Consider the following 23,698-nt stretch of genomic DNA (forward strand, 5'->3'; position numbering starts at 1 on the left):
TCCTCCCTGTCCCTACTTAAGAGAGATTGTAATACCTTACATGAAAAACCTGCGCCGATGACGCTTCTAGCGCCCGCGCACTCAGGTTTTTGAATAAGGAGTAAGCGCGGATAGCATGGCTGCTACCCGCGACTTTCTTTCACATATACGCGGTTGCATATAATATCATTCATTGTCCCCGCTGTCAAGTGTCAGCCCGAGAGTACCGCTTAAACTGTCTACTCCAAGGCTCTCACTTGCGCTGCCCGCGACGACTCCCGCAACCACTGGAGTCTGTGCCGCGAGGCGCGCAGCCGCGGCTGCTTGCTGGCGGGCGAGTTGCTCTTTGCGGCGCTGGGCAATGCCAGAACCCGCCGGTATGAGCTTACCAATGATGACATTTTCTTTCAATCCGACCAGGTGATCGGTCTGAGCTTCGATCGCAGCTTCAGTTAGCACCCTTGTGGTCTCCTGGAAGGAGGCCGCCGCCAGGAAGCTATCCGTGTTCAGCGAAGCTTTAGTGACACCGAGCAGAACTGTCTGCGCGGTGGCTGGCTCTCCGCCTTCAGCCAGAACGCGAGCGTTGGTCTCGTCATAGACGAAACGATCAACCAGATCGTTTGGCAGCATCTCAGTATCGCCGGAATCCTCTACCTTGATACGGCGTAGCATCTGACGTACGATGACTTCGATGTGCTTATCATTATTGTACACGCCTGTGTTACGATACACACGCTGTACCTCTTTGACCAGGTACAATTGTACCGCCTCACGGCCCTGGATACGCAGAACATCTTGGGGATCGCGCTGACCAGAGGTAATGGGCGTTCCAGCCTGAATCTTCTGCCCGTTCTCAACGGCGATACTACGCGCCGCTGGAACTGTGTAAGAGCGCTCTTCACGCTCCTCAAAGCGGATCGAAACGAGGCCTTTAGCACCGATATTGATAGACCCTTCAGTTCGGGCCATTACTGGCACAGGCTCGCCACCTTTCTCGGCAGGCATTAATGCAATGACCTGATCCTTAACGACCTGGTCCTGATCATTAACCAGGATCTGGGTCTTAGGTGGCATAGCATACTCATCAAAGAAGATGTTGCTAGAAACGACACGTACTGTACGCTGGTTTGTTGCTTCATCTTTGATGATCTCAACAACACCATCGATCTCGCTAATCTCCGCCTTGTCCTTTGGCACACGCGCTTCGAACAGCTCTTCAACGCGAGGCAGACCAAGAGTGATGTCACCTTGCGCGCCAGCGATACCTCCAGTGTGGAAGGTACGCATAGTAAGCTGTGTTCCAGGCTCACCAATCGACTGAGCAGCGATGATACCAACGGCTGCACCGATATTCGCCAGAGCGTTGGCCGCCAGGTCGCGACCATAACACTTACGACAAATGCCTTTACGCGCCAGACAGTTCAGAACCGAACGCACGCGGACGACTTTGACACCAGCATTGACGATTTCCTCAACCGCCTCCTCAGTCAACTCATCACCGGGCTCAATATGCTCAAGACCAGGAATGGTTTCAACCAGGACACGACCCAGCAGGCGAGTACCGAGGTTATCGAGGCCCATCTCTTTCGAATCCTCTTGCGTAATGAGGATACCCTCAGTGGTGCCACAATCCTCCTCAGTCACGATTACATCCTGCGCCACGTCAATCAAGCGGCGAGTCAAGTAGCCCGACTCAGCAGTACGCAGAGCAGTGTCAGCCAGACCCTTACGAGCGCCGTGACTACTGATAAAGTACTCCAGAACACTCAGGCCTTCGCGGAAGTTACCACGGATAGGCACCGGGATAATCCTACCAGATGGGCTTGCCATGAGTCCGCGCATACCTGAAAGCTGACGGATCTGCTGGAACTTCGCCTTGGTCGCGCCTGATTTAGCGATGGTGTAGATCGAGCCATAGGGGTCGAGTGTCTGCTCAACCATCTTGGTGACCTTGTCAGTCGCTTCATTCCAGGTTTCAATCGTCTGCTGATATTTCTCGTTCTCGGTGATAAGACCGTCACGATACTGCTCTTCCAATTCAGCAATCTTGACATCGGCTTTCGCCAACTCTTCCAGCTTACCACTTGGAACCTTGACATCACTAATAGCCACAGTCGCGCCAGCCTTGGTAGCGTAAGAGAAGCCAAGGCGCTTCACTTCGTCCGCCAATTCAGTCGTTTTAATGCGGCCATAGTACTTAAAGCAGTCGGCGATTACCTGGCGCAGGTTCTCTTTCTTCATCGCGTAGTTGCGGTAGCGCAAGCGCTCTGGCAACGCCTCGTTAAAGATGAGACGTCCTACAGTGGTCTCAACCAGCTTACCGTTTGCATTAGCAATGCTTGGCTTGGCAGGAGGTGGCTCGTCATAAACTTCCACATCGCCAATACGCACTTTAATGCGTGCCTGTAGCTCGATGATCCCCTGCGAATACGCAAGTAGAGCCTCATTGACATCGGTGAACCGACGTCCCTCACCCTTCTTCGCGGGGCGGTCCTGTGTCAGGTAGAAGCAACCAAGCACCATATCCTGGCTGGCACCAATCGAGGGCTCACCATGCGCAGGTGAAAGCAGGTTGCGGGTCGACATCATAAAGCGTCGTGCCTCGTCCTGAGCCTTATCAGACAATGGGACGTGGACAGCCATCTGGTCACCATCGAAGTCCGCGTTAAAGGCAGAACAGACGAGCGGATGCAACTGGATTGCGCTACCTTCGACCAGTACGGCTTCAAACGCCTGAATACCCAGACGGTGCAGGGTTGGCGCGCGGTTGAGCAGAACTGGATGATTCTTAATAACCTCTTCCAACACATCCCAAACCTCGGGCTTGACACGCTCTACGAAGCGTTTGGCACTCTTGATGTTGTGGGCAAAGTTCTGTTCCACAAGCTTACGCATGACAAACGGCTTAAAGAGCTCCAGAGCCATACGCTTAGGAAGACCACACTGATGCAGCTTCAGCTCAGGGCCAACCACGATAACCGAGCGACCAGAATAGTCAACGCGCTTACCAAGGAGGTTCTGACGGAAGCGGCCCTGCTTACCTTTAAGCATGTCAGAAAGGCTCTTCAGCTTATGGTTACCAGAACCTGCGACGGCGCGACCACGGCGACCATTATCAATCAGCGCATCGCAAGCTTCCTGCAACATACGCTTCTCGTTACGAATAATGATCTCGGGAGCCCCCAGTTCCAGCAGGCGCTTGAGGCGATTGTTGCGGTTGATTACGCGACGATACAGGTCATTCAGGTCCGAAGTGGCAAAGCGACCACCATCTAGCTGCACCATCGGGCGCAAGTCAGGTGGCAAGACTGGCAGTACAGTCAAGATCATCCACTCGGGCGAAGTCATCGACTTACGGAAAGCTTCGACAACCTTCAGGCGCTTGGTCGCTTTCTTACGACGCTGGCCAACGGTTGAGTTGATCTCATGACGCAGATCATTGGAAAGCTTCTCAAGCTGCAGAGCAGAGATGAGCTCTCGAACAGCTTCCGCACCCATTCCAGCCTGGAAGACATCGCCAAAGGCATCCTTCAGTTCGCGATAGCGATTCTCCTGGAGAAGATCCATCTTCTTAAGACCTTCCAGATCTCGGCGCTGCGTATCAAGGCGGGTACGAGCTTCAGCACGCTCGCGCTCCAGAGTTAACTGTGCGTTGTCAATCTGACTCTGGAACTCGATGCCAAGGCGGTCAGCCTCACGCTTGCTCTCGGTCTGAGCGGCCTCAATCTCGCGGCGAGCCTGCTCAGCAATACCGTTGCGAGCGGTCTCTGCGATACGATCCAGTATATCCAGATGCTTAGGAGAAACGACATCTCCAGTCTTAACCAGGACCGTATCCGTTGGCATGAAGATGATATCGTAATCAGTCTCCTGATTCATCAGTTCGCGCAACTGAGCCAGTGCCTCGCTCTCCGCCTGGCGGGCATTCTCTAGATCCTGCTCACGCTTCTCCTCAATGCTCTTTCGGTCAGCTGCGGAGAACTGCTGATCAGTATCGCGGATAGCAGAGTCGCGCTGCGACTTCAGGCTATTAATACGCTCAATAACCTGGCTGTCCAGATCTTGATCTAGCTTCTGAAGATCCTCGTCAATACGCATCAGTTCGCGCTGGCGAGTCTCTTCATCGATATTGGTAACGACATACAAAGCAAAGTAGAGGATACGCTCAAGGTTACGTGGCGAGAGGTCAAGGAGCAGACCAATGCGGCTCGGTGTGCCCTTGAAGTACCAGATATGGCTGACGGGTGAGGCCAGTTCGATGTGCCCCATACGCTCGCGGCGAACCTTTGAGCGCGCTACTTCAACGCCACACTTGTCGCACACGATGCCTTTGAAGCGAACTCTTTTATATTTACCACAGTAGCACTCCCAGTCCTTGGTTGGGCCAAAAATGCGCTCGCAGAAGAGGCCATCTTTCTCCGGTTTGAGTGTACGGTAGTTAATAGTTTCCGGTTTCGTTACCTCACCATAGCTCCAGCTACGAATCTGCTCGGGGCTGGCAAGGCTAATACGGATAGCGTTAAAATCATTGACTTCGAGCATGCTACCTCCTGGGGTAGGGGCAATAGGCGCGCTCACAAAGCACCTGGGTGTGCTCCACAAGCACGCCTACCGTCGCACTTCCCTACGCTACTGGTCTCCTTCGAAACCGGACAGATTAATACCCAGTTCCGGCATCACATCATTTGAGGTGTCTTCCACAAACTGTATCTTTTGCTCATCCTCGTTCAACACCTCAACATTGATACCGAGGCTTTGCAATTCTTTGACCAACACCTTAAAGGATTCAGGCACACCGGGCTCCATAATATTCTCGCCCTTGACGATGGCTTCGTAGGTCTTCACGCGACCCACCACATCGTCGGACTTGACGGTAAGGATTTCTTGCAGGATATTCGCTGCGCCATAGGCTTCCAGCGCCCACACTTCCATCTCACCGAAGCGCTGTCCACCGAACTGCGCTTTACCACCCAACGGCTGCTGAGTAATCAAGCTGTATGGTCCAGTCGAGCGGGCGTGTACTTTATCTTCAACCAGGTGAGCCAGTTTCAGCATATAGGTATAACCCACGGTCACAGGGTGATCAAACGGCTCACCTGTGCGACCATCATAGAGTTGCACCTTACCACTCTCAGGTAAGCCTGCTCGCCGTAGCATCTCTTCGATGTCTTCCTCGGTTGCACCGTCGAAGACCGGAGTAGCAATCTTGAAGCCAAGCACGCTAGCGGCCCAGCCCAGATGCGTCTCCATGATCTGACCAATGTTCATGCGGTGAGGCACACCCAGAGGATTCAGAATGATATCCACCGGTGTTCCATCGGGCAAGAATGGCATATCTTCAATCGGCAAGACTCTGGAGATAACACCCTTGTTACCGTGGCGTCCAGCCATCTTGTCGCCTGCACCAATCTTACGCTTCTGCGCAATGCTGACACGTACAAGCTGGTTTACACCCGGCGACAATTCGTCACCAGCTTCGCGCGAGAAGACCTTGACCTCAACGACCTTACCACGTTCGCCGTGAGGCACACGCAGGGAAGTGTCTTTAACCTCACGCGCCTTCTCACCAAAGATAGCGCGTAGCAGTTTCTCTTCGGCGGTCAGCTCGGTCTCGCCCTTCGGCGTAATCTTACCTACCAGGATATCTTGAGCACCAACTTCAGCACCAACATAGATGATGCCACGCTCGTCCAGGTTACGCAGGCCTTCCTCACCAACGTTTGGAATGTCGCGCGTAATTTCTTCGGGACCCAGCTTGGTATCACGCGCATCCACCTCGTACTTCTCGATGTGAATCGAGGTGAAGAGGTCTTCACGCACAATGCGCTCACTGATGAGGATGGCGTCCTCAAAGTTACCGCCTTCCCAGCTCATAAAGGCCACCAGGATATTCTGACCCAGCGCCAGTTCACCCAATTCGGTTGATGAGCTATCGGCGATGACCTGACCCGCACTCACATAGTCGCCCTTCTTAACGATAGGACGCTGGTTAATGCAGGTACCATTGTTGGAACGCACAAACTTGCGTAGAGCGTGTGTATAAAGCTCGCCAGCTTGGTCCATGATCTCAATCTTACGCGCCGTCGAGGAAACAACCTCGCCGGTGGCCTGAGCCACAATGACCTGACCTGAGTCAACGGCGACCTGCCGCTCAATACCAGTGCCACAAATCGGCGACTGGGGACGGAGCAGAGGTACTGCCTGACGCTGCATGTTCGCACCCATAAGCGCGCGGTTTACGTCGTCATGCTCCAGGAAAGGAATCAAGGCCGTGGCAACACTCACTGTCTGGCGCGGTGAAACGTCCATATAGTCAATGCTATCTGACGCCACCTCGGTGAACTCACCTTGATAGCGAGCCAACACACGGTTATCTGCGAACTCGTTATTATCAGTCAGAGCAGCATTCGCCTGAGCGATAGAATAATTCTCTTCGTCGTCAGCAGTCTGGTAATCGACTTCATCAGTCACAAAGGGTCGGACACTCACCGGCGTATCGCCCAGGAAGGACAGCTTCTCAAAGAGCTCTTCGTCCACGCGCACTGGATTATTGCGCTTGAATAGAACTTCTCCATCCTCGGTGACAATATCTTCGCGGCGGCCATATAAGCCACGTAGTTCGCGACCGAGCAAGCGTGAGTCATTCGCAGGCAGACGCTTGATAACGCGGCGATAAGGTGTTTCAATAAAGCCGTAAGGATTGGTCTGCCCATAGGTCGCCAAGTTACCAATCAGGCCAATGTTTGGGCCTTCAGGTGTCTCAATTGGGCAGATACGACCATAGTGTGACTCATGTACGTCACGAACATCGAAACCAGCACGATCACGAGAAAGACCGCCAGGACCCAGAGCAGAGAGGCGGCGCTTGTGACCAATCTCAGCCAGAGCATTCACCTGGTCCATAAACTGGGAGAGCTGGCTACCACCGAAGAACTCTTTCATCGCCGCCACAACTGGGCGGATATTGATAAGTGCATTTGGGGTAGCCTGACCAGGCTCCTGGATACTCATGCGCTCTTTAACGACGCGCTCCATACGCAGCAGGCCGACACGGAACTGACTTTGAATCAATTCACCCACACAACGCACACGACGGTTGCCCAGGTGGTCGATATCGTCCTTACGCCCACGCCCATTGTTAAGCGAGACCAGGCGGCGAATAATATTGACCAAATCGTCCTGCGTCAGAATACGCTGGCTCTGTGGAATTGAAAGATCCAGCTTGCGATTCAATTTATAGCGTCCGACATTACCAAGATCATAGCGGCGTGGATTGAAGAAGAGATTGCGCACCAGGGAGCGTGCATTATCCAAGGTGGCGGGATCGCCAGGACGCAGCTTCTTGTACAGCTCTAGCAGGGCCTCTTCTTCCCTCTTGACTGGATCGCGATCAAGAGTAGCCTGGATATAGCGAATAACGGAATTATTATCAACTTCCGCAAAAGCGTCCAGAATTCCTTGATCTGTTGAGAGATCCAGGTTTTCAACATGCCAATGCTCTTTTGCCAGGCTAGAGATAGCTCGCAACAAGGTAGTCACTGGCAACTTACGCTTGCGATCAATTTTCACGGTCAGCAAATTCTTATTGCTGGTCTCGAACTCAAGCCACGCGCCACGGCCAGGAATAAGTTTCGCAGCAAAGAGCCTCTTGCCAGTGGTCGCATCCTCATCCATGGTGAAGTAGACGCCAGGAGAGCGCACAAGCTGGCTTACCACTACGCGCTCGGCACCATTGATGATAAATGTGCCTGCTTTGGTCATCAACGGGAAGTCACCCATAAAGATGTCCTTCTCGATGATCTCACCTGTCTCTTTATTAATCAGGCGTGCCTTTACATTGAGGGGAGCGGCGAAAGTCGCATCGCGATCACGACACTCATCCTCGGCATATTTTGGCTTGCCAAAGGGTTCAGGAGGGACAATAAATTCCAGGCTGAGGTTTTTGCCGGTAAAATCTTCGATAGGAGAAATTTCTTCGAAAAGTTCGCGCAGACCTTCTTTCTTGAACCATTCAAAGGAATCGAGCTGGATCTGGATCAGGCCGGGCATAGGCCGTATATCCGGGATACGCGCAAAAGAGACGCGCTCGGGGAGAGCAACGGCCTTCGTGCTTACTGCCATAAGTGGTATTCTCCTCTCACCTAGTCGCCCATGAGGATCGCGAGGAGCACGCCGAGGCGCACTTCTCGCAGAATGCACATAGCCTGTACCACGAACACTGGCACAACAGCGCTGTCACCGTTGTATAATACATGTGCGTATAACATGTAGGTGTGGTGTTCAAGCACAAGCCGGGAGACATTCCTAAAAAGAGTAACGGGAAACGGAAAAAATTAGATAATTGCTGGTTGTTGCCTATAACGCCTGTTCTGTGAAACGTTCAACGACAAGAAAAGTAACCGCTCACTAGCTCAATAAGCGGTTACTCCTACTCTTACTCACATGTAACAATATTCTTGCCTTGCGTCCACACATCAGCACCCCCCAACAGGATAGACAATGCCTATACATTGGAACTTTATTACACAGTGATCAAGCCAGGAACAGCATAAAACCACATCACCGCCCCTCACGCCCCAACCAGGCATAACCCATGCTGCAAACTGACATCTGCGTCGATCTTCTGCTGCGGATAACAATTCTGCTTGCGGTTTGTATACTATGGTGTGCGCTGGGGAAATGATGTGTCCTGTCCGTTCTTTGCTCTCTTGTTTGCCTATTGTATCTATTGTTTGGCAGTCACCAGGAGTAGCACTGCTATAAGTATAACTACACTGGCAAGAGGTAAGTATACTACCTACACCCACGCATGTCAATACTTTTCTCTGCCGGCTAAATAGTCTGATGATATTACGACACATCTTGATATAAAGCAAATCAATGCTCTACAAGCTCATCGTTCTCAAGAATCTTCCTTCTCACCTATTGAGAACGCAAAAGACAGCCAGTTTATTCCATTCCCCAATAAAAAGAGTTTATACCAGGACCGCACTCCGCTCAGACTCCCTTAACGCTTGCTCGATCTCTTCTCCGAGTCTAGGATTCCAGACATGTTGAGCATCAATCCAGCGCGCATGCAGGAGATCCAGCAAGACACGCCGATCCTCCTTGTCCAGCAGTTTCAATTCAATCAATGATTCCTGAGCCCCTGGATAAATGATGGTCAACTGGAAATCATCGATACGCAGCATCATACGGTTGCTCAACTCGTACGTCTGCACGGCCCCCAGATTCTTTGTAAATGAGATCGCGCCGACGCAGCCAATAAGAATAAATGAGAACGCGACAACACTTACAGCCACCCCAGCCAGGCTCAAAAGAATAGCGGCTCCTGTCGCAACAACCATCAAGAGCGGGTGGGTAATATGTAGTGTCCAACCAACCAAAATAGCTGGAACAAGGCCAACTAGAACTGCAACAAAGCACCAGAACTCGCTATTAAGCATCCAAAAAATACTTGATAAGTTCAGTGGTGAGAGATCACGTGCCTCTAAAGAATGCTTTCCCACCAGAAACATGCCATGGCGATATCCTCGATGCAGCGCGTAAAGAAAGCGCGCAATTAGGATATCTCCTTTCAACATAGCGAAGGCAATAAAACCAAGAAGACCAACAAGGGCATCCTGCCACTTCAAATATAAGGTAAACTCATGGCTATATATGCTCCACATCCATATGCATCCCAGGATGCAACCAATCGCGCCCAGGAAAAAAATTCCAGCCATTGAGATAGCTAACAGGCGTGTCCTATGATAAGCGGCACGTCCCATATGGAAGATAACCATATCACTAGCAGGTTGTTTCATAACTTCCCCTTGCTCAGGATCAATAGAATGGGGTGGCTTTCAAAGCTCTTCAATTTCGTAGCCATTCTATCCTACTATCTCTTTAAACGATTCCCATAGCGCCAGGGTTACATTACAATTAATCGATTAAGCATTTTCATGTCCTCGGCACAATGCTCATATACTGAGGGATCAATGAGGAGGGCTGGTTTGTCGATGACAAACCAGCCCTCCTCATTGAATTATCGTAGTTAGTGGAAAGTTAGCGAGTTTTTCCTCGGAGATCATCGAAGAGGATAGTATGTAAATATCGTTCGGCGGCGCTCGGAAAGATAGTCACAATCACTTTCCCGCGATTTTCTTCTTTGCGCGCCTCCTGCAAGCTCGCCCAAGCGACCGCACCACTACTGATGCCAATCGATAGACCCTCATCCTTCATCAACTGGATGGCGGTTGAGACGGCATCCTGATCACTCACAGGAATTACCCGATCGATCAGATCGAGGCGCAAAGTATCGGGAATAAATCCAGGGCCTAGCCCTTCCAGGCGGTGGGGGCCTGGTCGACCGCCAGAGAGAACAGCACAGGAGGCTGGCTCTACAGCCACAATTTCCACATCAGGCTTACGTTCGCGCAAGCCCTCCGCTACGCCAGTGATAGTACCACCTGTACCCGCACCTGCGATAAAGATATCCACCGCGCCACCCGTCTCTTCCCAAATCTCAGCGGCTGTGCCTAAACGATGTGCGCGTGGATTAGCCTGATTATAGAATTGTTGTGGATACCAGGCATTGGGTAGTGTCGTTCGAAGTTCGATGACCTTGTTGATCGCGCCCCGCATTCCCTGGCGTGCGGGAGTCAACAAGACTTCGGCCCCCAACCGTTGCAAGAGCAGGCGGCGTTCCAGGCTAACGGTATCAGGCATAGTCAAGATACAGCGATAACCACGAGCAGCAGCGATCATCGCCAGCGAGATACCCATGTTACCACTTGTTGGCTCTATAATGACGCTACCTGGTCTAAGTAAGCCCTGCGACTCGGCTTCACACACCATATGCTGCGCCACCCGATCCTTCACACTTCCACCGGGGCTAAACATTTCCAATTTCGCCAGTATCGTCGCAGCCGCTCCTCCGGCTCGTGTAGGAAAGCGCTTGAGCTCGATTAGAGGGGTACGACCTACTAGTTCAGTCGTATCTTTCGCCCAGCCGGTCATATGTGCTCGTCTTCCTTCTTATTGGCTCGCCTCACGTGTATCGGGCAATAAAGCGCTAATAAAGCTCATGAGTTCGTGCATATAGAATGGTTTACGCAATAGGAGGCCTGATTGTAAGCCCATACGATGAAGCTCCCAATCATGACTACCCGTAATCATGATAATGGGGGTGTCTTTCGTCTTGCTGTGTCCCTTCAGGATCTTATAGAGAGACGCTCCGTCTAGATTAGGCAGGCCTACATCTAGCAAAATCAGATGAGCCCCAAGTTCTGGCAAGCAATCCTTCGCCTCCTGCCCATCATTGAAGAAGCGTAAATTCCAGTCCCCAACACACTCCAGCATATCACGAAACATGCTATTTAAGCCCGGATCATCCTCAACAATAGCAATGAGTTTACGTGCTCCTGGCCGTTTTGCGTCCGTTGCTTCAGCCACGTGCATCCTCCCCTTCTCGCTTGCTCCCCTCTACCCACCATTATGCTCTATCATATGTATACTACTCGGGATCAGGTAATAAGGGGAGGTTCCCTTAAACAATCGCGTTAGATATAGTACATAGTTTCCGTTGTTCCCGTGCGGTGCCGCTGGGCCAATTCTTCAATAGTGGTCGAGGTCAGAATCTGCTGGGTCACTGAATCTATTTTTTGCCATACTTCGCGTAGAGCGCAACCTGGAGAGAGCTTACAGAAGTCGGGATTGGGCAAACATTCCATAGGAGGAACATAACCTTCAAGTGCCTGCATCACATGCGCCATTGTGATCTGCCCAGGTGGTTTCGCCAACATATGACCACCCTTTGGACCGCGTACACTCTTTACCAGGCCCTCTTTGCGCAGGACCATCAGAATCTGGTCTAGATATTGCTCAGGAATGTACTGTCGACTCGCGATATCTGAACTTTCAATTGGCCCTTGCCCATAATAGGCGGCCATATCAAGCATCGCCCTCAGGCCGTAGTCTCCCTTCATTGTTAGCTTCATTTTTGAGACCTTTCTTCTGGGCAATGAGACTTGAGAATACTATTTGCCTAGGTCTTATACGAAAACTAACGCCACTGTCGTGGATAGCGCTCTCAATTTTTCGTATAAGGAGTAATGCTATTGCTAGGATATATCAGTAATGTATGCATGTCAATGGGTAGCATCGCTTCTCAAGTTCCTTAGTACAAGATGTTCACCTTCTCTCCACTTCAGCTTGGCTATGGCAACCGATCAACACTCTTTTGATTAATTTCTGCTGAGAATATCCCATACAGGTCTGTGCTATCTTGCAGGCTCCATTATGGACATCTATAATGAAATTATCACGGTAGTCATATAAATTTCACCATACTTCAGCCATCTATGGGCAGTGCTTTTGGATTCTAAGGGGGTCCTCTACTTATGCAGCAGCAAGGGAATACCTGGCAATCAGGGCAAGATAAGCTCACTGTGCTGGTTGTCGACGACGAAGAAAACATCATCGAGTTTATTCGCCTGGGTCTGCGTTATGAAGGCTTCCAGGTAGAATCAGCCAATGATGGAGATTCCGGCATCGCAGCGGCACTTCGCCTCAATCCAGATATTATTATTCTGGATGTGATGATGCCACCAGGCATTGATGGGCTTGAGGTCTGCCGCCGATTACGAGAAAATCCCACGACCCGCGAGATCCCAATATTGATGTTAACAGCAAAAGATGAGGTACGCGACCGTATCGCCGGACTACGAATTGGGGCTGATGACTACCTAACCAAACCTTTTGACTTCGACGAATTACTTGAGCGCATCCGTGCTATTTTGCGCCGCCAAGGTCGCGGACGTGGTTCCCAGGGAGCAAGCAATGCCGATGCTGACAACACCCTCGAGTTCGAAGACTTACGCATGAACACTGGCACACGCGAAGTTACACGCGGTGGTCATCCGATAGAATTAACAGCCACTGAATATAACTTGCTCCATCTCTTTATGAGCCATCCTCGCCAGGTGCTCGACCGCCAGACCATCCTACAAAGAGTTTGGGGCTATGAGTTTCTTGGAGAAACTAACATTATTGAAGTGTATGTACGTTACTTGCGTGAAAAAATCGAAGACTCTCCCAGTACCCCCAGACTCATCCAAACCGTTCGCAGCGTCGGATACGTGTTAAAAGGGTAACTTCTTCTACGCAAACTTGAGCGTGTGAGCACCTGGCACGATTGTAACGTAGATTTTCATAGAAAATCTGAGCTATTCCATACGCGCTTTATGTAGTGGAGTCCAGAGCCTATGTCTGAATTGCGTCCTAACAAACAAAACGAACGCCCTCAACATCTTTCCTCACTTGAGGAACGCTACACTCCCACAAGCATTAAGGGAGTGTCGGACGCTATCCCGATGCACCAGCATACAATGGCAGTAGGGTCAGATGGCACGGTTAAGCCTGTCCATTCATTGAGTACGCAAACTCCTCGCTGGCTCCGCCCATTTCTTAGCCTGCACGTACAACTAGCATCCGTGTTTAGCTTGGTCTTATTGTTGGTACTGCTTGTTGCTACTATGCTTTCACGCGATCCGCAAACAACCAATGCTCTTCTCTATCCTACCCTGGTGCTCCTGGCCCTTGGCGGCATTGGACTTACTTTTACCTTTACAATTTTGCTACTCCGCCCTCTAGTTCGTATCACGGATGCCACCCAGGCTATCGCGCTTGGCGACTTGAAGCAGAGAGATCGTCTCCCACCTCTACACTTGCCGCCACAGGACGAGATTGATCGCCTCAGCGGGAGCATTGATGAGATGGTCACTCGACTGGAGAGAGCGGAGGAGTTACAACACGCAGCCGAAGATCGTTTCCGCCGCTTCTTCTCAGATGCGTCACACCAGTTACGAACACCGCTGACCTCAATTCGTGGCTTTACAGAGGTCTTGCTCCGGGGTGCCAAGGATGACCCCGATACCGCCCAGCGTGTGCTCAAGCTAATGAGTAATGAAGCGGAAAGAATGACAGCTCTCATCAACAATCTGCTCACACTTGCACGTCTTAATGAACACCAGCCCTTAAAGATGCAATATATCGACCTGCTCGAACTCGTTCATGAGAATATGGAGCAGGCTCGTACTCAAGCTAGCGATGATCGTTCCTTCCAGGTGACATTACGTGCCGAAGCGCCTTTCGGAATACAGGCCAATAAAGAGCGAGTCAAACAATTGCTCTTTATTCTACTTGACAATGCCGTTAAGCATGGACTAGCCGCTCCCCAGGGCTCGATTACAATCATTCTGGATAAACGAGAACAATTTATTGAGATCCATGTCAGTGATAATGGGCCTGGTATTCCCCAGGATGAGCTTGATAATATCTTTGATTCATTCTACCATGGGCGACACCAACGAACTCCTGGCGCAGGCTTAGGCCTGGCTATCGCATCTGCTATCGTTGAGGCTCATCAGGGCAGGATATCGGTCCATAGTGTCAAGGGCGAGGGCACAGACTTTGTCGTAGCGCTACCTTGCACTCAATAACAATGAGAGTTGCCCTTCCTTTTCACCTTGAAAGAAACCTTCCACACTATCTGGAAAACCTCAGCGATACCATAACTTTCCTTCCTAATATTATTGACCTCCTCGTTGACAGCATGTTACACTGCCATCATTAAAACTGAGTAGCATAACTTTCGTGCATAGCGGTATTTCTAACAAAGAGAGAGATAACATGTGGACCTCAACGCTTGATCTCGACCCAAAACGTATTTTGCTCACACGACTCCTGGGCCGCTTCTGGCGCGGCGCGTATTTCTCTTCTTATGCCCCTCTGCGCGTCGAGAACCTTCCTCGCCCAACTCTAGCAGCTTCTTCATGGGTGCGCGTACGGAATCGTCTGGCAGGTATTTGTGGCAGCGATCTACATCTTGTAGAGGCTGATGGTGATTTGCGCATTTCTCTCGCAGCGCTCCCCGGACACAAACGGCTCTATCCTGGACATGAGGTCGTTGGCGAGGTTGTTGAGATTGGTGACACAGTCGAACACCTGCGAGTCGGAGATCGCGTGGTCCTACAGCACGGTCCCAACTGTATCTCTCAAGGCGCGGAACCTGTTTGCCGCTTTTGCTCTGAAGGTTTCTATAATCTGTGTGAATATGGCAATCTTCCTGGACCGCACGCGATTGGAGGCGGGTGGAGCGAAGAGATGGTATTACCAGAACAACAACTCTTCCGCATTCCATCATGGATGAGCGATGAGCAAGCAGTACTTCTTGAGCCAACAGCTGTAGCTCTGCATGCTGTACTTCGTGCTCTTCCACGTCCTGATAGCCAGGCGCTCATCATTGGCGCTGGAACTATCGGTTTGTTGACCCTGCAAATACTACGCGCGCTGGCTCCTCAAGTTGAGATCAGTGTGCTCGCGCGCCATCCTTTTCAAATCGAGCAGGCGACACGCTTGGGTGCACATCACATTATTTATACTCATGATAGTTATCTAGGGGTACAAACAGTCACTAATGCCCGCCCCTACAATGGCTGGTTTGGCAACCACGCGCTGGTTGGCGGCTTCGAAACCATCTACGATACGATTGGTACCAAACGCACCCTACCCCATGCTCTACGTTGGGCCTGTGCTCGCGCCAATTTAGTTCTGGTCGGCGTGCATCTTTATCCTATGCACATCGACCTCACACCCATCTGGAACCAGGAGATTAAGCTCATCGGTTCGATGAGTCATGGTCTCGAACACTGGCCGCCTCATAGTGGTCAGCCTCGCTCAACCTTTGACGCCGCGACCGAATTGATACAGGCAGGGCAGATTGAACCCGAACAGTTCTTGACGCATCGCTTCGCGATTACAGACTATCAGCAAGCACTGGAAACCGCTATGGGTAAGGGCCAGACACACGCGATTAAAGTCGCCTTCGATTACTCACTTGTACCTTCGACGGTGGTTCCCAATGTCCGCGCCTCTGCACGCTCTCGCTACCAGCCTTCTATCACACGCCAGCAAGAAGAGCAAGGGCCTGACACTATTGAGGAAGAAACAGAGAAGTTCTCCTCGCCAACGCCTGGAGAACCTAAAGGCGCGGAAAGAGGTGACCAAACGGCGCGTATGCCCGCGCTTGGACGTAAGCCCAAATCCCACCGAGAAGCTTCCAGCAGTACAAACGTACCCTACATTAGAGAACAAAAAAGTGAGCCCTTGCTGGTCGCACCCTCTACCTCTGATCTGCCAGCTAACGATGCTCACGTAGAGCCCCAACCAGAGGGACTTTTGAGCGTTGAGTATGTAAATCAACCGGGGCCCAAAGAACAAAAGAGCGAGCCCTTGCTTGCTACACCCTCTACCTCTGACCTACCAATAGTGTCTCCACCTCAGAAGGTATCACATGAAGATCAATCTCGCTCATATATGATGCCCCAAGAGTCGATCCCACCGACATCAGAGGCGCAAGAAGAGGAACCGCTGCCTGTGCTTTCCGATATACCAGATGAGCCTCCTATGGGAGCTGTTGAGTCTATACCAGCGGCAAGCCAGCCTTCTGAGGAATCTTCTTCAGCACAGGCTCAAGAACCAGTTCCTTTTGAAGAGATTCATGAGGAAACGCCAGATGAGCCCATATCCAACTTTGAGATCGAAGATGATCATATGTCAGAGCTACCGCCCTCTACACCTGAGGATATGTACGAAGAGCATTCACTGGATACTCCCACGCCCCTTGTAAAAATAGCGGAAAGTGTTCAGGAATCTAGCACGACTCCACAGCCATCTGAAACGCCTGCCAGGTCTGAAGCGCAAGCGCAATCCCGACGCGCGCGGCGTCGTAAGAAGACAAATACTAACCATTAAGCATAGCTGGCGAGGCATGTATATCCTACCCAGGCATACATCAAATCATTCACTCATCAAGGTTAAAGCGATATGTCAAGTAAGCAGCAAGATAGCCATCTAGAAGAGACAGGCAAGCGCGCTTCCTTACCATCCAGAGCTACCTCCAATAAGGCATCTTTCAGCAGCCAATCTGGCGCTAGAAGCGATGCCGCCCCCTCATCGCCAACGAGCTCTGATGACGAAGGTGAGATACCAACGGTTCCACGTTTACGTGCGAACAAACCCAAAACGGATGTACAGCAGGAAAGCGCAAGCGATGCCCCCCCACCTGGATCAGATAACTGGTTCACCAGCCAGCTACCAACAGGCTTTCTCCTTGAAGGCGCGGAGGATCTGCCATCGGAACTCTGGCTCAAACTACCTGATGAGTCCAATCCCAAACTAACGAAGCAAGACAGGGCCAGTTCCTCAGTAAAGCCTAACAACACATCAGAGCAACAACTGGACGAGGACCAGTCTGCTCCTACTCCCAAACCACTCATCGATCCATCCATAGACCTCACTGATCCACTACTAACGTTGGATCAGCCGCTCTTCCCTCTGACAGTGCAAATCTCTGGCAAGCTAAAGGCAGTCTCGACAACTCAAGAGCACACACGATCACCTCAGAACAAGGAACCTGTTTTAGCAACTTCAGAACCAATGCCACCATCCCAGAATGAAGAACCTGTTTTGGCAACGCCAGAACCAACGCTACCATCTCAGAGTGAAGAGCCAACTTCGAAGCCACGCACATCTAACAAGCAGTCAGGCATAAAATCACAGCCCACTCCGAGGCAAGTATTGAAGTTATCTCGTCGCGCATCACGTACCTATCTTCTGGTCGCAGTCATTCTTGCGCTGCTTGTCATCCTGGGTGGCGGCACACTTACCCTGACTCGCCTATTCACAGGTGATAGCAATACATCAGGAACAACTCCAATCTTCGTGCAATCGTCCCTCTCCTCCAAACAGATTGACGAGTTACGTCACCTTTCTACACGGATGAATTACAAGCAACTCGCTGGTCTCCATATCGCACGCATGTCACTTGACGAAGAGATAGGACAATTGATTATGGTCGAGTATAATGATACTTACTACTCGAACGATATCAAAAGCATGATTAAGGACTTGCATGCAGGCGGCGTCATCATGTACGAGTTTCAGATGCAGACCGCGCCACAAACAAAGCAAGATATCGACCAGATGGAGCATGATGCCAAAGTTCCCTTACTTATCTCAACCGACGAGGAAGGCGGCATCGTTGAGCGTCTTAATAATATTTATCCACCTCGACCATCGGCGCTCGATATCTATAACACCGGCAACCCTCAAGAAGCCGAAAGAGAGGGGAAACAGGTCGCGCTGGATCTGCTCGCGCTGGGCATCAATGCCAACCTCGCTCCAAGTGTTGATGTAGCGCTCGTCAATGGCCCTGGTCAGACCACACGTACCTTCGGCTATAGTGCTGATTCCGTCATTAAGTTCGCTGGCCCCTATATTAAGGCAATGCAGCAGCAAGGGGTAATCGCGACTATTAAACATTTCCCTGGTTTAGGTGCCTCTACCATCGATCCTCATGATGGATTACCAGTCATTACGCGCACCAAAGAACAGCTTTATCAGACTGAGCTGGCCCCTTTTAAACACTTTATTCAGTCTAAGGATAAGCTCGAAAATCCAGGTATCGTTATGCCTACCGATATCTTGATGACAGCTATTGATTCGGTCTATCCCGCTGAGCTCTCACATATCTTTATGACGGATATTCTACGGAAGGAATTTGGCTATGATGGGGTAGCCCTGACCGATGCGCTATACATGAAGGGGGTAACCATCAATGGAACCCCTGTAAATATGTCACAGGCAGCGGTAATGGCGCTGCAAGCAGGAAATGACATGCTGCTCGGCCCCACAGGTTACGCACAGACGCTTGATATGATCAATGCGATTAAGGAGGCCCTCAAGGATGGAAGGCTTTCGAAGGCACGCTTGGATGAAGCCGCGACACGGATCATCGCGCTCAAGATGCAAGCCCATCTTATGCCAGCCACACCTCCACAGAACTAAAGCACTTGACAGGAGAATAGAGACAGTGCCCCGTTGCTGCACGGGGCACTGTCTCTATTCTCCTGTCAAGCCACCACAGTATATAGCTATATCGCCTCAGCGGCGATAATCCCTAGCTCAGGAAAGGTCAGGAAGCGAGCCAGCCTCTGGCGAATGAATTGTATCAGGCGTTATCGAGCCAGGGGAGCGTTGCAGACGCTCTATGATTTCTTTTAAGCGCCTCATCTCATTCGCATGTTGGGCCTGCAAAGCCTCCATCTCACGCGCCATCTCATCCTGCATCTGCTCCATGCGATCCTTCATGCGTAGAATAGCCTCAACGCCTGCCAGGTTAACTCCTAGGTCACGCATCAAACTTCGGATGTGCAGGACTCGATCAATATCCCTGTCTGAATAGAGCCGTGGGCTATGAGGGCTTTCTCCTTTGCGGGCTGGCGTGATCAGGCCCAAACGCTCATAATGGCGCAGGGTTTGCTCATGCACATCAGCCTTTTGAGCGGCAATACTGATGATATACCATGCGCCGTTCCTCATTTCAGGCATATATGCATCACTCCTTTCGCCTCACTATGACTGTGCTCCTACGCCTCCACCGCGACTTCGCGCAAGTTTCTCAAACAAACCACGCTCTTCCGCCGTAAGACGCGTCGGTAGCACGACATTGACACGCGCATAAAAGTTACCACGTTCCGCACTTTTCAAACGGGGCATGCCTTTGCCTGCCAGGCGAAATGTCCTGCCATTTTGGGTCTCGGGCGGAATCGTCAGGCTCAAGCGCTTCCCATCGGGAAGTGCTACAGGCGCCTCTCCTCCCAATATCGCCGTCGTCAGATCGACATCCATGTTAGCATAAACATCATCCCCCTTGCGCTCAAAAACCTCATCTGGCTTGACGGAGATTACCAGAAAGAGATCACCACGCGGTCCTCCACTAGCCCCTGGATGGCCTTCGCTCGCAACCCGTATTTTGGAGCCATTATCAACACCTGAAGGTATTTTCACCTGGATGCGTTTGCTATTGGTAGTGGTTTGTCCCTGCCCCCCACACTTCGCGCACAGGCGTCCATTAATCTCACCCATGCCATGACAGGCTGTACAAACCTCAGGTGATTGAATGTTAAAGGTTCGCTGGCTTCCCAGGTACGCTTCAGCAAGCGAAATCTCAACTGGCTGCTCTATATTGTCACCCGCGCGTTTATGAGTACCATTTGAGGATGAGCGGAACCCACCACCGGAAAAACCTGTAGCGCCAGCATTCCCTGCAGCACCGCGTCCAAAGACCATTTCGAAGAAATCAGAGAAACCGGAATTACCAGGATCAAAATCAAAAGGCGATCCACGGTAGTTCGCAGTTCCCCGCCGCGCTCCTGAGAAGCCTCCAAATTGATCGCGCCAATTTGGCCCAAGCGTATCGTAGCGCTGCCGCTTATCGGGATCAGAGAGTACCTCATACGCCTCATTAATTTCTTTAAACTTTGCTTCTGCCTTCTTATCACCAGGATTTACATCGGGATGGTGCGTACGTGCCAGTTTACGGAAAGCTTTTTTAATCTCATCCGCGCTGGCACTACGTGTGACGCCCAATATTTTATAATAGTCTTTATAATCCATCACTCAGGCCCTCATTTAGTGCCATGCTACTCCTGTGCTTGAGCGGAACAGGTCACTATTGGCATGCCCCATATTCCGCTCATATCACACCTGGCATAATTCTATATAGTAACACACTAGTTACTTGGTATCACTCTCGCCATTCTTGCCCACAGGTACGCTTACCTTGACATGCGCGGGACGAAGAGTCTCCTCTCCAAATGTATAGCCTTTGCGCATCTCTTCAAGAATAGTTCCCTCAGGCTGGTCTGTGCTCTCCACGGCCTCAATAGCCTCATGCACATATGGATTAAAGGTCTCGCCTACGGTTGGAACGATATTCAACCCCTCGCCGCGCAAAACCTCATTCATCTGCCAGTGAAACATACGGAGCGTCTGCTGTAAATTTGCCTTGTCCATAGTTTCCTGATAGACCAGGGCCCGCTCGACATTGTCCATCACATCAAGCAACTTATGAAAAAGCGCCTTCTTGTGCGAGGCAACACGCTGCTCCAACTGGCGCTCCTGGCGCTTGCGGAAGTTATCCCATTCGGCCCGCTCGCGCAAGTATTTGTTCCAGTTCTCCGCAGCCTCCTTACGCGCTTGCTCCAACTGTGTTTCGAGTTCGGCGATACGAGCATCAGCGTCTCGCTGCTCGTTGGTGGGCTGAGTATTCTGCTCGGCCATCTTCTCTTGAGAGTCTTCCATCAATCACACATCTCCTCATCAGGTCTCATACGAAAACAAAGCTACCACGGTGCCGTTAGTTCTCATATCAACCCAAGTGCTCAAATTTCGAATAGAGAATCAGCAAAGTTATGTTTATGACAATGCATCTGGCATCTAACGAATTTCATATTATTCCGTGTCGAGTATAAAACTTGAGTCACTCTCTGTCAAGTTTTATATCACAGGTCATATAGAAGAAAAGAGAGAAGGAATGCGATACTGGCTCATGAATTAGTATCACACTTCTTCTCTCCCCCTTAATCTTCAACCTCATCCTGCTCAACAGCGTCCCAACGATCACCACGTGTCAACATAATTGAGCTAAAGAGTGCATCCTGCGCAATGTTGATCCGTTGCCACTTCCAGAGTTCGAGGGCAGCAATAAAGGTGACGACAATCACAAAACGCGATTGCTCGTTTGCCACAACCTCTTCAAACAAGATCATCTCGCGCTCCTGTAAACGCTCGACAATCTCCGCAATCCTATCACTGACACGTACCCGTGAAACAGGCATCAATTGATCACCATTCGCCTCTTCTCTCCCCTTCATATCAAGGAGGCGCTGCAAGGCACGCGCGAGCGACTGCACCTCTAGTCCCATAAGGGTCGGAGGCGTCCAGGCAAGCTGAGCCTCGATACCAGCCAGTAAGCCAGAACGCCCATGCGTCTGCAAACCTTCATCTTCGCGCTGTTTCAGAGCCTGCGCTATCTCCTTGGTCAGCTTATATTCCACCAAATGTTGTTGCAGTTCTTCCGCCAGACTGGCAGCACTCTCATTGGAATCGTGCTCCTCTGTACGTGGCATCTGCGGAAGCAAGCTTTGGGATTTAATATAAAGGAGGCGAGCCGCGATAGAGACAAAAGCCGCCATATTCGCTAATGGTAGCGCTTCCGCCTCGCACTCTGAGAGATAGTCCAGATATTGATCCGTCACGGCAAGCAGGGAGACAGTCGTAATCTCTAGCTGTCGTTTCTCAATCAGGTGTAGCAGCAGATCGAGTGGGCCTTCAAAGCTCGGCAGGTGGATAACATAACGCCTCTGTTCATGCGTTGATTGCTCATTTATGGCCTGTGGTTCGGCTTCTTGCCACGCGCTAACCTGCTCCAACATACGCTTATGAAACCTCGTCTACCATGTGTAAAATAGCGGCCGGTCCGTTGGCCTGATGATGCGTGCGAATATACAAGACCGCCATATCAGAGAGTCCTACTGCGCTTGCCAGTTCCGCTCCTACCTCGGCATGCCACCACGCGTACCCTAATGTGAGCCGCCAGCGCTGTACATGATGTTTCTCAGCATTGAGGGGAGAAATGGCGATCTTGCTCATCAAAGCCGGAGCGAATATTTTACCAAGGACAATTACCGGTCGCGTCCAGAACGGAACGCGCCCTTCCGCTTTCCCCACATCATGCAGAAGTGCAGCGGCTAACATGTCTTCATCATCGCAGCCACGCCCAAGCAATCCCCTACATACACTCACACTATGGCGCTGATCAGCCGGGCTCATTGTGTAGAATAACGACAAGGCCGATTCTGGTAACCGGCAGGCAACCTCTTTATGCTCATCCAACGTCAACGGCTCCACAAACCCCATTTGCTGCCGCACCTGCCCCAGACGATAGAGAACCTTCTGTAATATCATACTTCTTACCACTACCCTTGCAACTACTAGCGATAAGCGATTTTGCACACTATCGCTTGCAACACACCCACATTTCCCCAATATTAGGAGAGTCATACTCTACCATTTGTCTCCCTTACGAGATATAGAGTCGACTCAGATCAATGATCGGAATGCCAGTGATTAGCCCTATTAATACCTCCGCACTTAGCCAGATATAATAGGCCAGACGGAAGAGGAAAAAGTCTCCAATCATCAACAACTGCCCAATAAACGGCAAGAAAAAGAAGATCAAGAGAATAATGACTGGCCCGTAAGGGGCAGCCCAGCGTGCATACTTAATCGCCTGTTTGCTTGGCAAAAGTGTATAGAGTACCTGATAACCATCCAGGGGAAACAGAGGAACGAAATTGAAGACAAACAGAGAGAAGTTGACGCTTGAGAAAACCAGCATAAGCTGTACCACGCGAACCCCAATAGCATTACCAAATACAGGCTCTCCTACAGTAACCATCGTTCGCAGGATTAACGCGCTTAGCAGACCCAGAATTAAATTCATGAGGGGGCCAGCTATAGCAACCATCAGTATCCCTTTATTGGGGCCACTACGTAACTTCCAGGGATCGGGTTTCACGGCTTTTCCCCAGCCCAAGCCCAATGGCAAGGCAGCTACTGGCTGAAAAGCCAGAGTCAGGCACATCAAGAAACCCAGAGGCTCAATATGTGAGCGCAGTCGAAGTGATTGGCGTCCCTCCTGGCGTGGTGTGGGATCACCTAACCAGTTTGCTACTGCCGCGTGTGCCCATTCATGAAGCACGATAGCCACCAGGAACGACAATAGTATCATGAGTGCCAGAAGTACATTTATCTTTGGCGAAAAGTCCAT

The 23,698-nt window shown here is 51.0% G+C and carries 16 protein-coding genes; 4 read left to right on the forward strand and 12 right to left on the reverse strand.

Annotated elements, in window-relative coordinates; translation table 11 throughout:
* Positions 1-165 precede the first annotated feature (165 nt).
* The 6 genes from rpoC to K3T82_RS10945 all read right to left on the reverse strand — a co-directional run bounded on the left by rpoC (position 166) and on the right by K3T82_RS10945 (position 11,960).
* Positions 166-4,521 carry a DNA-directed RNA polymerase subunit beta' gene (gene rpoC / locus K3T82_RS10920; RefSeq protein ID WP_220193498.1) on the reverse strand — a complete coding sequence of 1,452 codons (4,356 nt, stop codon included), beginning with the start codon at positions 4,519-4,521 and terminating at the stop codon, positions 166-168.
* An 87-nt stretch (positions 4,522-4,608) separates the two neighbouring features.
* Complete coding sequence (gene rpoB / locus K3T82_RS10925; RefSeq protein ID WP_220193499.1) at positions 4,609-8,100, reverse strand: DNA-directed RNA polymerase subunit beta; 3,492 nt, start codon at positions 8,098-8,100, stop codon at positions 4,609-4,611.
* Positions 8,101-8,954: 854 nt separating this feature from the next.
* The gene (locus K3T82_RS10930) at positions 8,955-9,785 is read right to left on the reverse strand and encodes a hypothetical protein (protein ID WP_220193500.1); all 831 of its coding nucleotides are present in this window, start codon (positions 9,783-9,785) and stop codon (positions 8,955-8,957) included.
* A gap of 241 nt (positions 9,786-10,026) precedes the next feature.
* Complete coding sequence (gene cysK, locus K3T82_RS10935; RefSeq protein WP_220193501.1) at positions 10,027-10,980, reverse strand: cysteine synthase A; 954 nt, start codon at positions 10,978-10,980, stop codon at positions 10,027-10,029.
* A gap of 18 nt (positions 10,981-10,998) precedes the next feature.
* Positions 10,999-11,415 (reverse strand): response regulator transcription factor, encoded by a 417-nt coding sequence (locus tag K3T82_RS10940; RefSeq protein ID WP_220193502.1) that lies wholly within the window; start codon positions 11,413-11,415, stop codon positions 10,999-11,001.
* A 107-nt stretch (positions 11,416-11,522) separates the two neighbouring features.
* Positions 11,523-11,960, reverse strand: coding sequence for an RrF2 family transcriptional regulator (locus tag K3T82_RS10945; RefSeq protein ID WP_220193503.1), 438 nt, complete (start codon positions 11,958-11,960; stop codon positions 11,523-11,525).
* Positions 11,961-12,362: 402 nt separating this feature from the next.
* On the opposite strand from K3T82_RS10945, the gene K3T82_RS10950 reads away from it, so the two are divergent.
* From K3T82_RS10950 to K3T82_RS10965, 4 genes are all read left to right on the forward strand, one after another.
* The gene (locus K3T82_RS10950) at positions 12,363-13,115 is read left to right on the forward strand and encodes a response regulator transcription factor (RefSeq protein ID WP_220193504.1); all 753 of its coding nucleotides are present in this window, start codon (positions 12,363-12,365) and stop codon (positions 13,113-13,115) included.
* Positions 13,116-13,226: 111 nt separating this feature from the next.
* A complete protein-coding gene (locus tag K3T82_RS10955; RefSeq protein WP_220193505.1) occupies positions 13,227-14,462 on the forward strand; it encodes a sensor histidine kinase in 1,236 nt (411 codons plus the stop codon).
* A gap of 190 nt (positions 14,463-14,652) precedes the next feature.
* Positions 14,653-16,776, forward strand: a complete 2,124-nt coding sequence (locus tag K3T82_RS10960) for an alcohol dehydrogenase catalytic domain-containing protein (RefSeq protein WP_220193506.1) — start codon at positions 14,653-14,655, stop codon at positions 16,774-16,776.
* Positions 16,777-16,848: 72 nt separating this feature from the next.
* The gene (locus K3T82_RS10965) at positions 16,849-18,870 is read left to right on the forward strand and encodes a glycoside hydrolase family 3 N-terminal domain-containing protein (RefSeq protein WP_220193507.1); all 2,022 of its coding nucleotides are present in this window, start codon (positions 16,849-16,851) and stop codon (positions 18,868-18,870) included.
* Between the two features lie 117 nt (positions 18,871-18,987).
* On the opposite strand, the gene K3T82_RS10970 is transcribed toward K3T82_RS10965, so the two are convergent.
* The 6 genes from K3T82_RS10970 to K3T82_RS10995 form a co-directional block, all read right to left on the reverse strand.
* Positions 18,988-19,413: a MerR family transcriptional regulator gene (locus tag K3T82_RS10970; RefSeq protein WP_220193508.1), complete on the reverse strand. Its 426-nt coding sequence runs from the start codon at positions 19,411-19,413 to the stop codon at positions 18,988-18,990.
* A gap of 24 nt (positions 19,414-19,437) precedes the next feature.
* Positions 19,438-20,481 carry a DnaJ C-terminal domain-containing protein gene (locus K3T82_RS10975; protein WP_220193509.1) on the reverse strand — a complete coding sequence of 348 codons (1,044 nt, stop codon included), beginning with the start codon at positions 20,479-20,481 and terminating at the stop codon, positions 19,438-19,440.
* Between the two features lie 120 nt (positions 20,482-20,601).
* A complete protein-coding gene (locus K3T82_RS10980) occupies positions 20,602-21,168 on the reverse strand; it encodes a nucleotide exchange factor GrpE (protein ID WP_220193510.1) in 567 nt (188 codons plus the stop codon).
* A 278-nt stretch (positions 21,169-21,446) separates the two neighbouring features.
* A complete protein-coding gene (locus K3T82_RS10985) occupies positions 21,447-22,301 on the reverse strand; it encodes a segregation and condensation protein A (protein ID WP_220193511.1) in 855 nt (284 codons plus the stop codon).
* A gap of 4 nt (positions 22,302-22,305) precedes the next feature.
* Positions 22,306-22,833, reverse strand: a complete 528-nt coding sequence (locus K3T82_RS10990; RefSeq protein ID WP_220193512.1) for an HDOD domain-containing protein — start codon at positions 22,831-22,833, stop codon at positions 22,306-22,308.
* Positions 22,834-22,948: 115 nt separating this feature from the next.
* Entirely contained in the window at positions 22,949-23,698 is a 750-nt protein-coding gene (locus tag K3T82_RS10995) for a site-2 protease family protein (protein WP_220193513.1), read from the reverse strand.

Source organism: Ktedonospora formicarum, assembly GCF_016587355.1.
Taxonomy (GTDB): domain Bacteria; phylum Chloroflexota; class Ktedonobacteria; order Ktedonobacterales; family Ktedonobacteraceae; genus Ktedonobacter; species Ktedonobacter formicarum.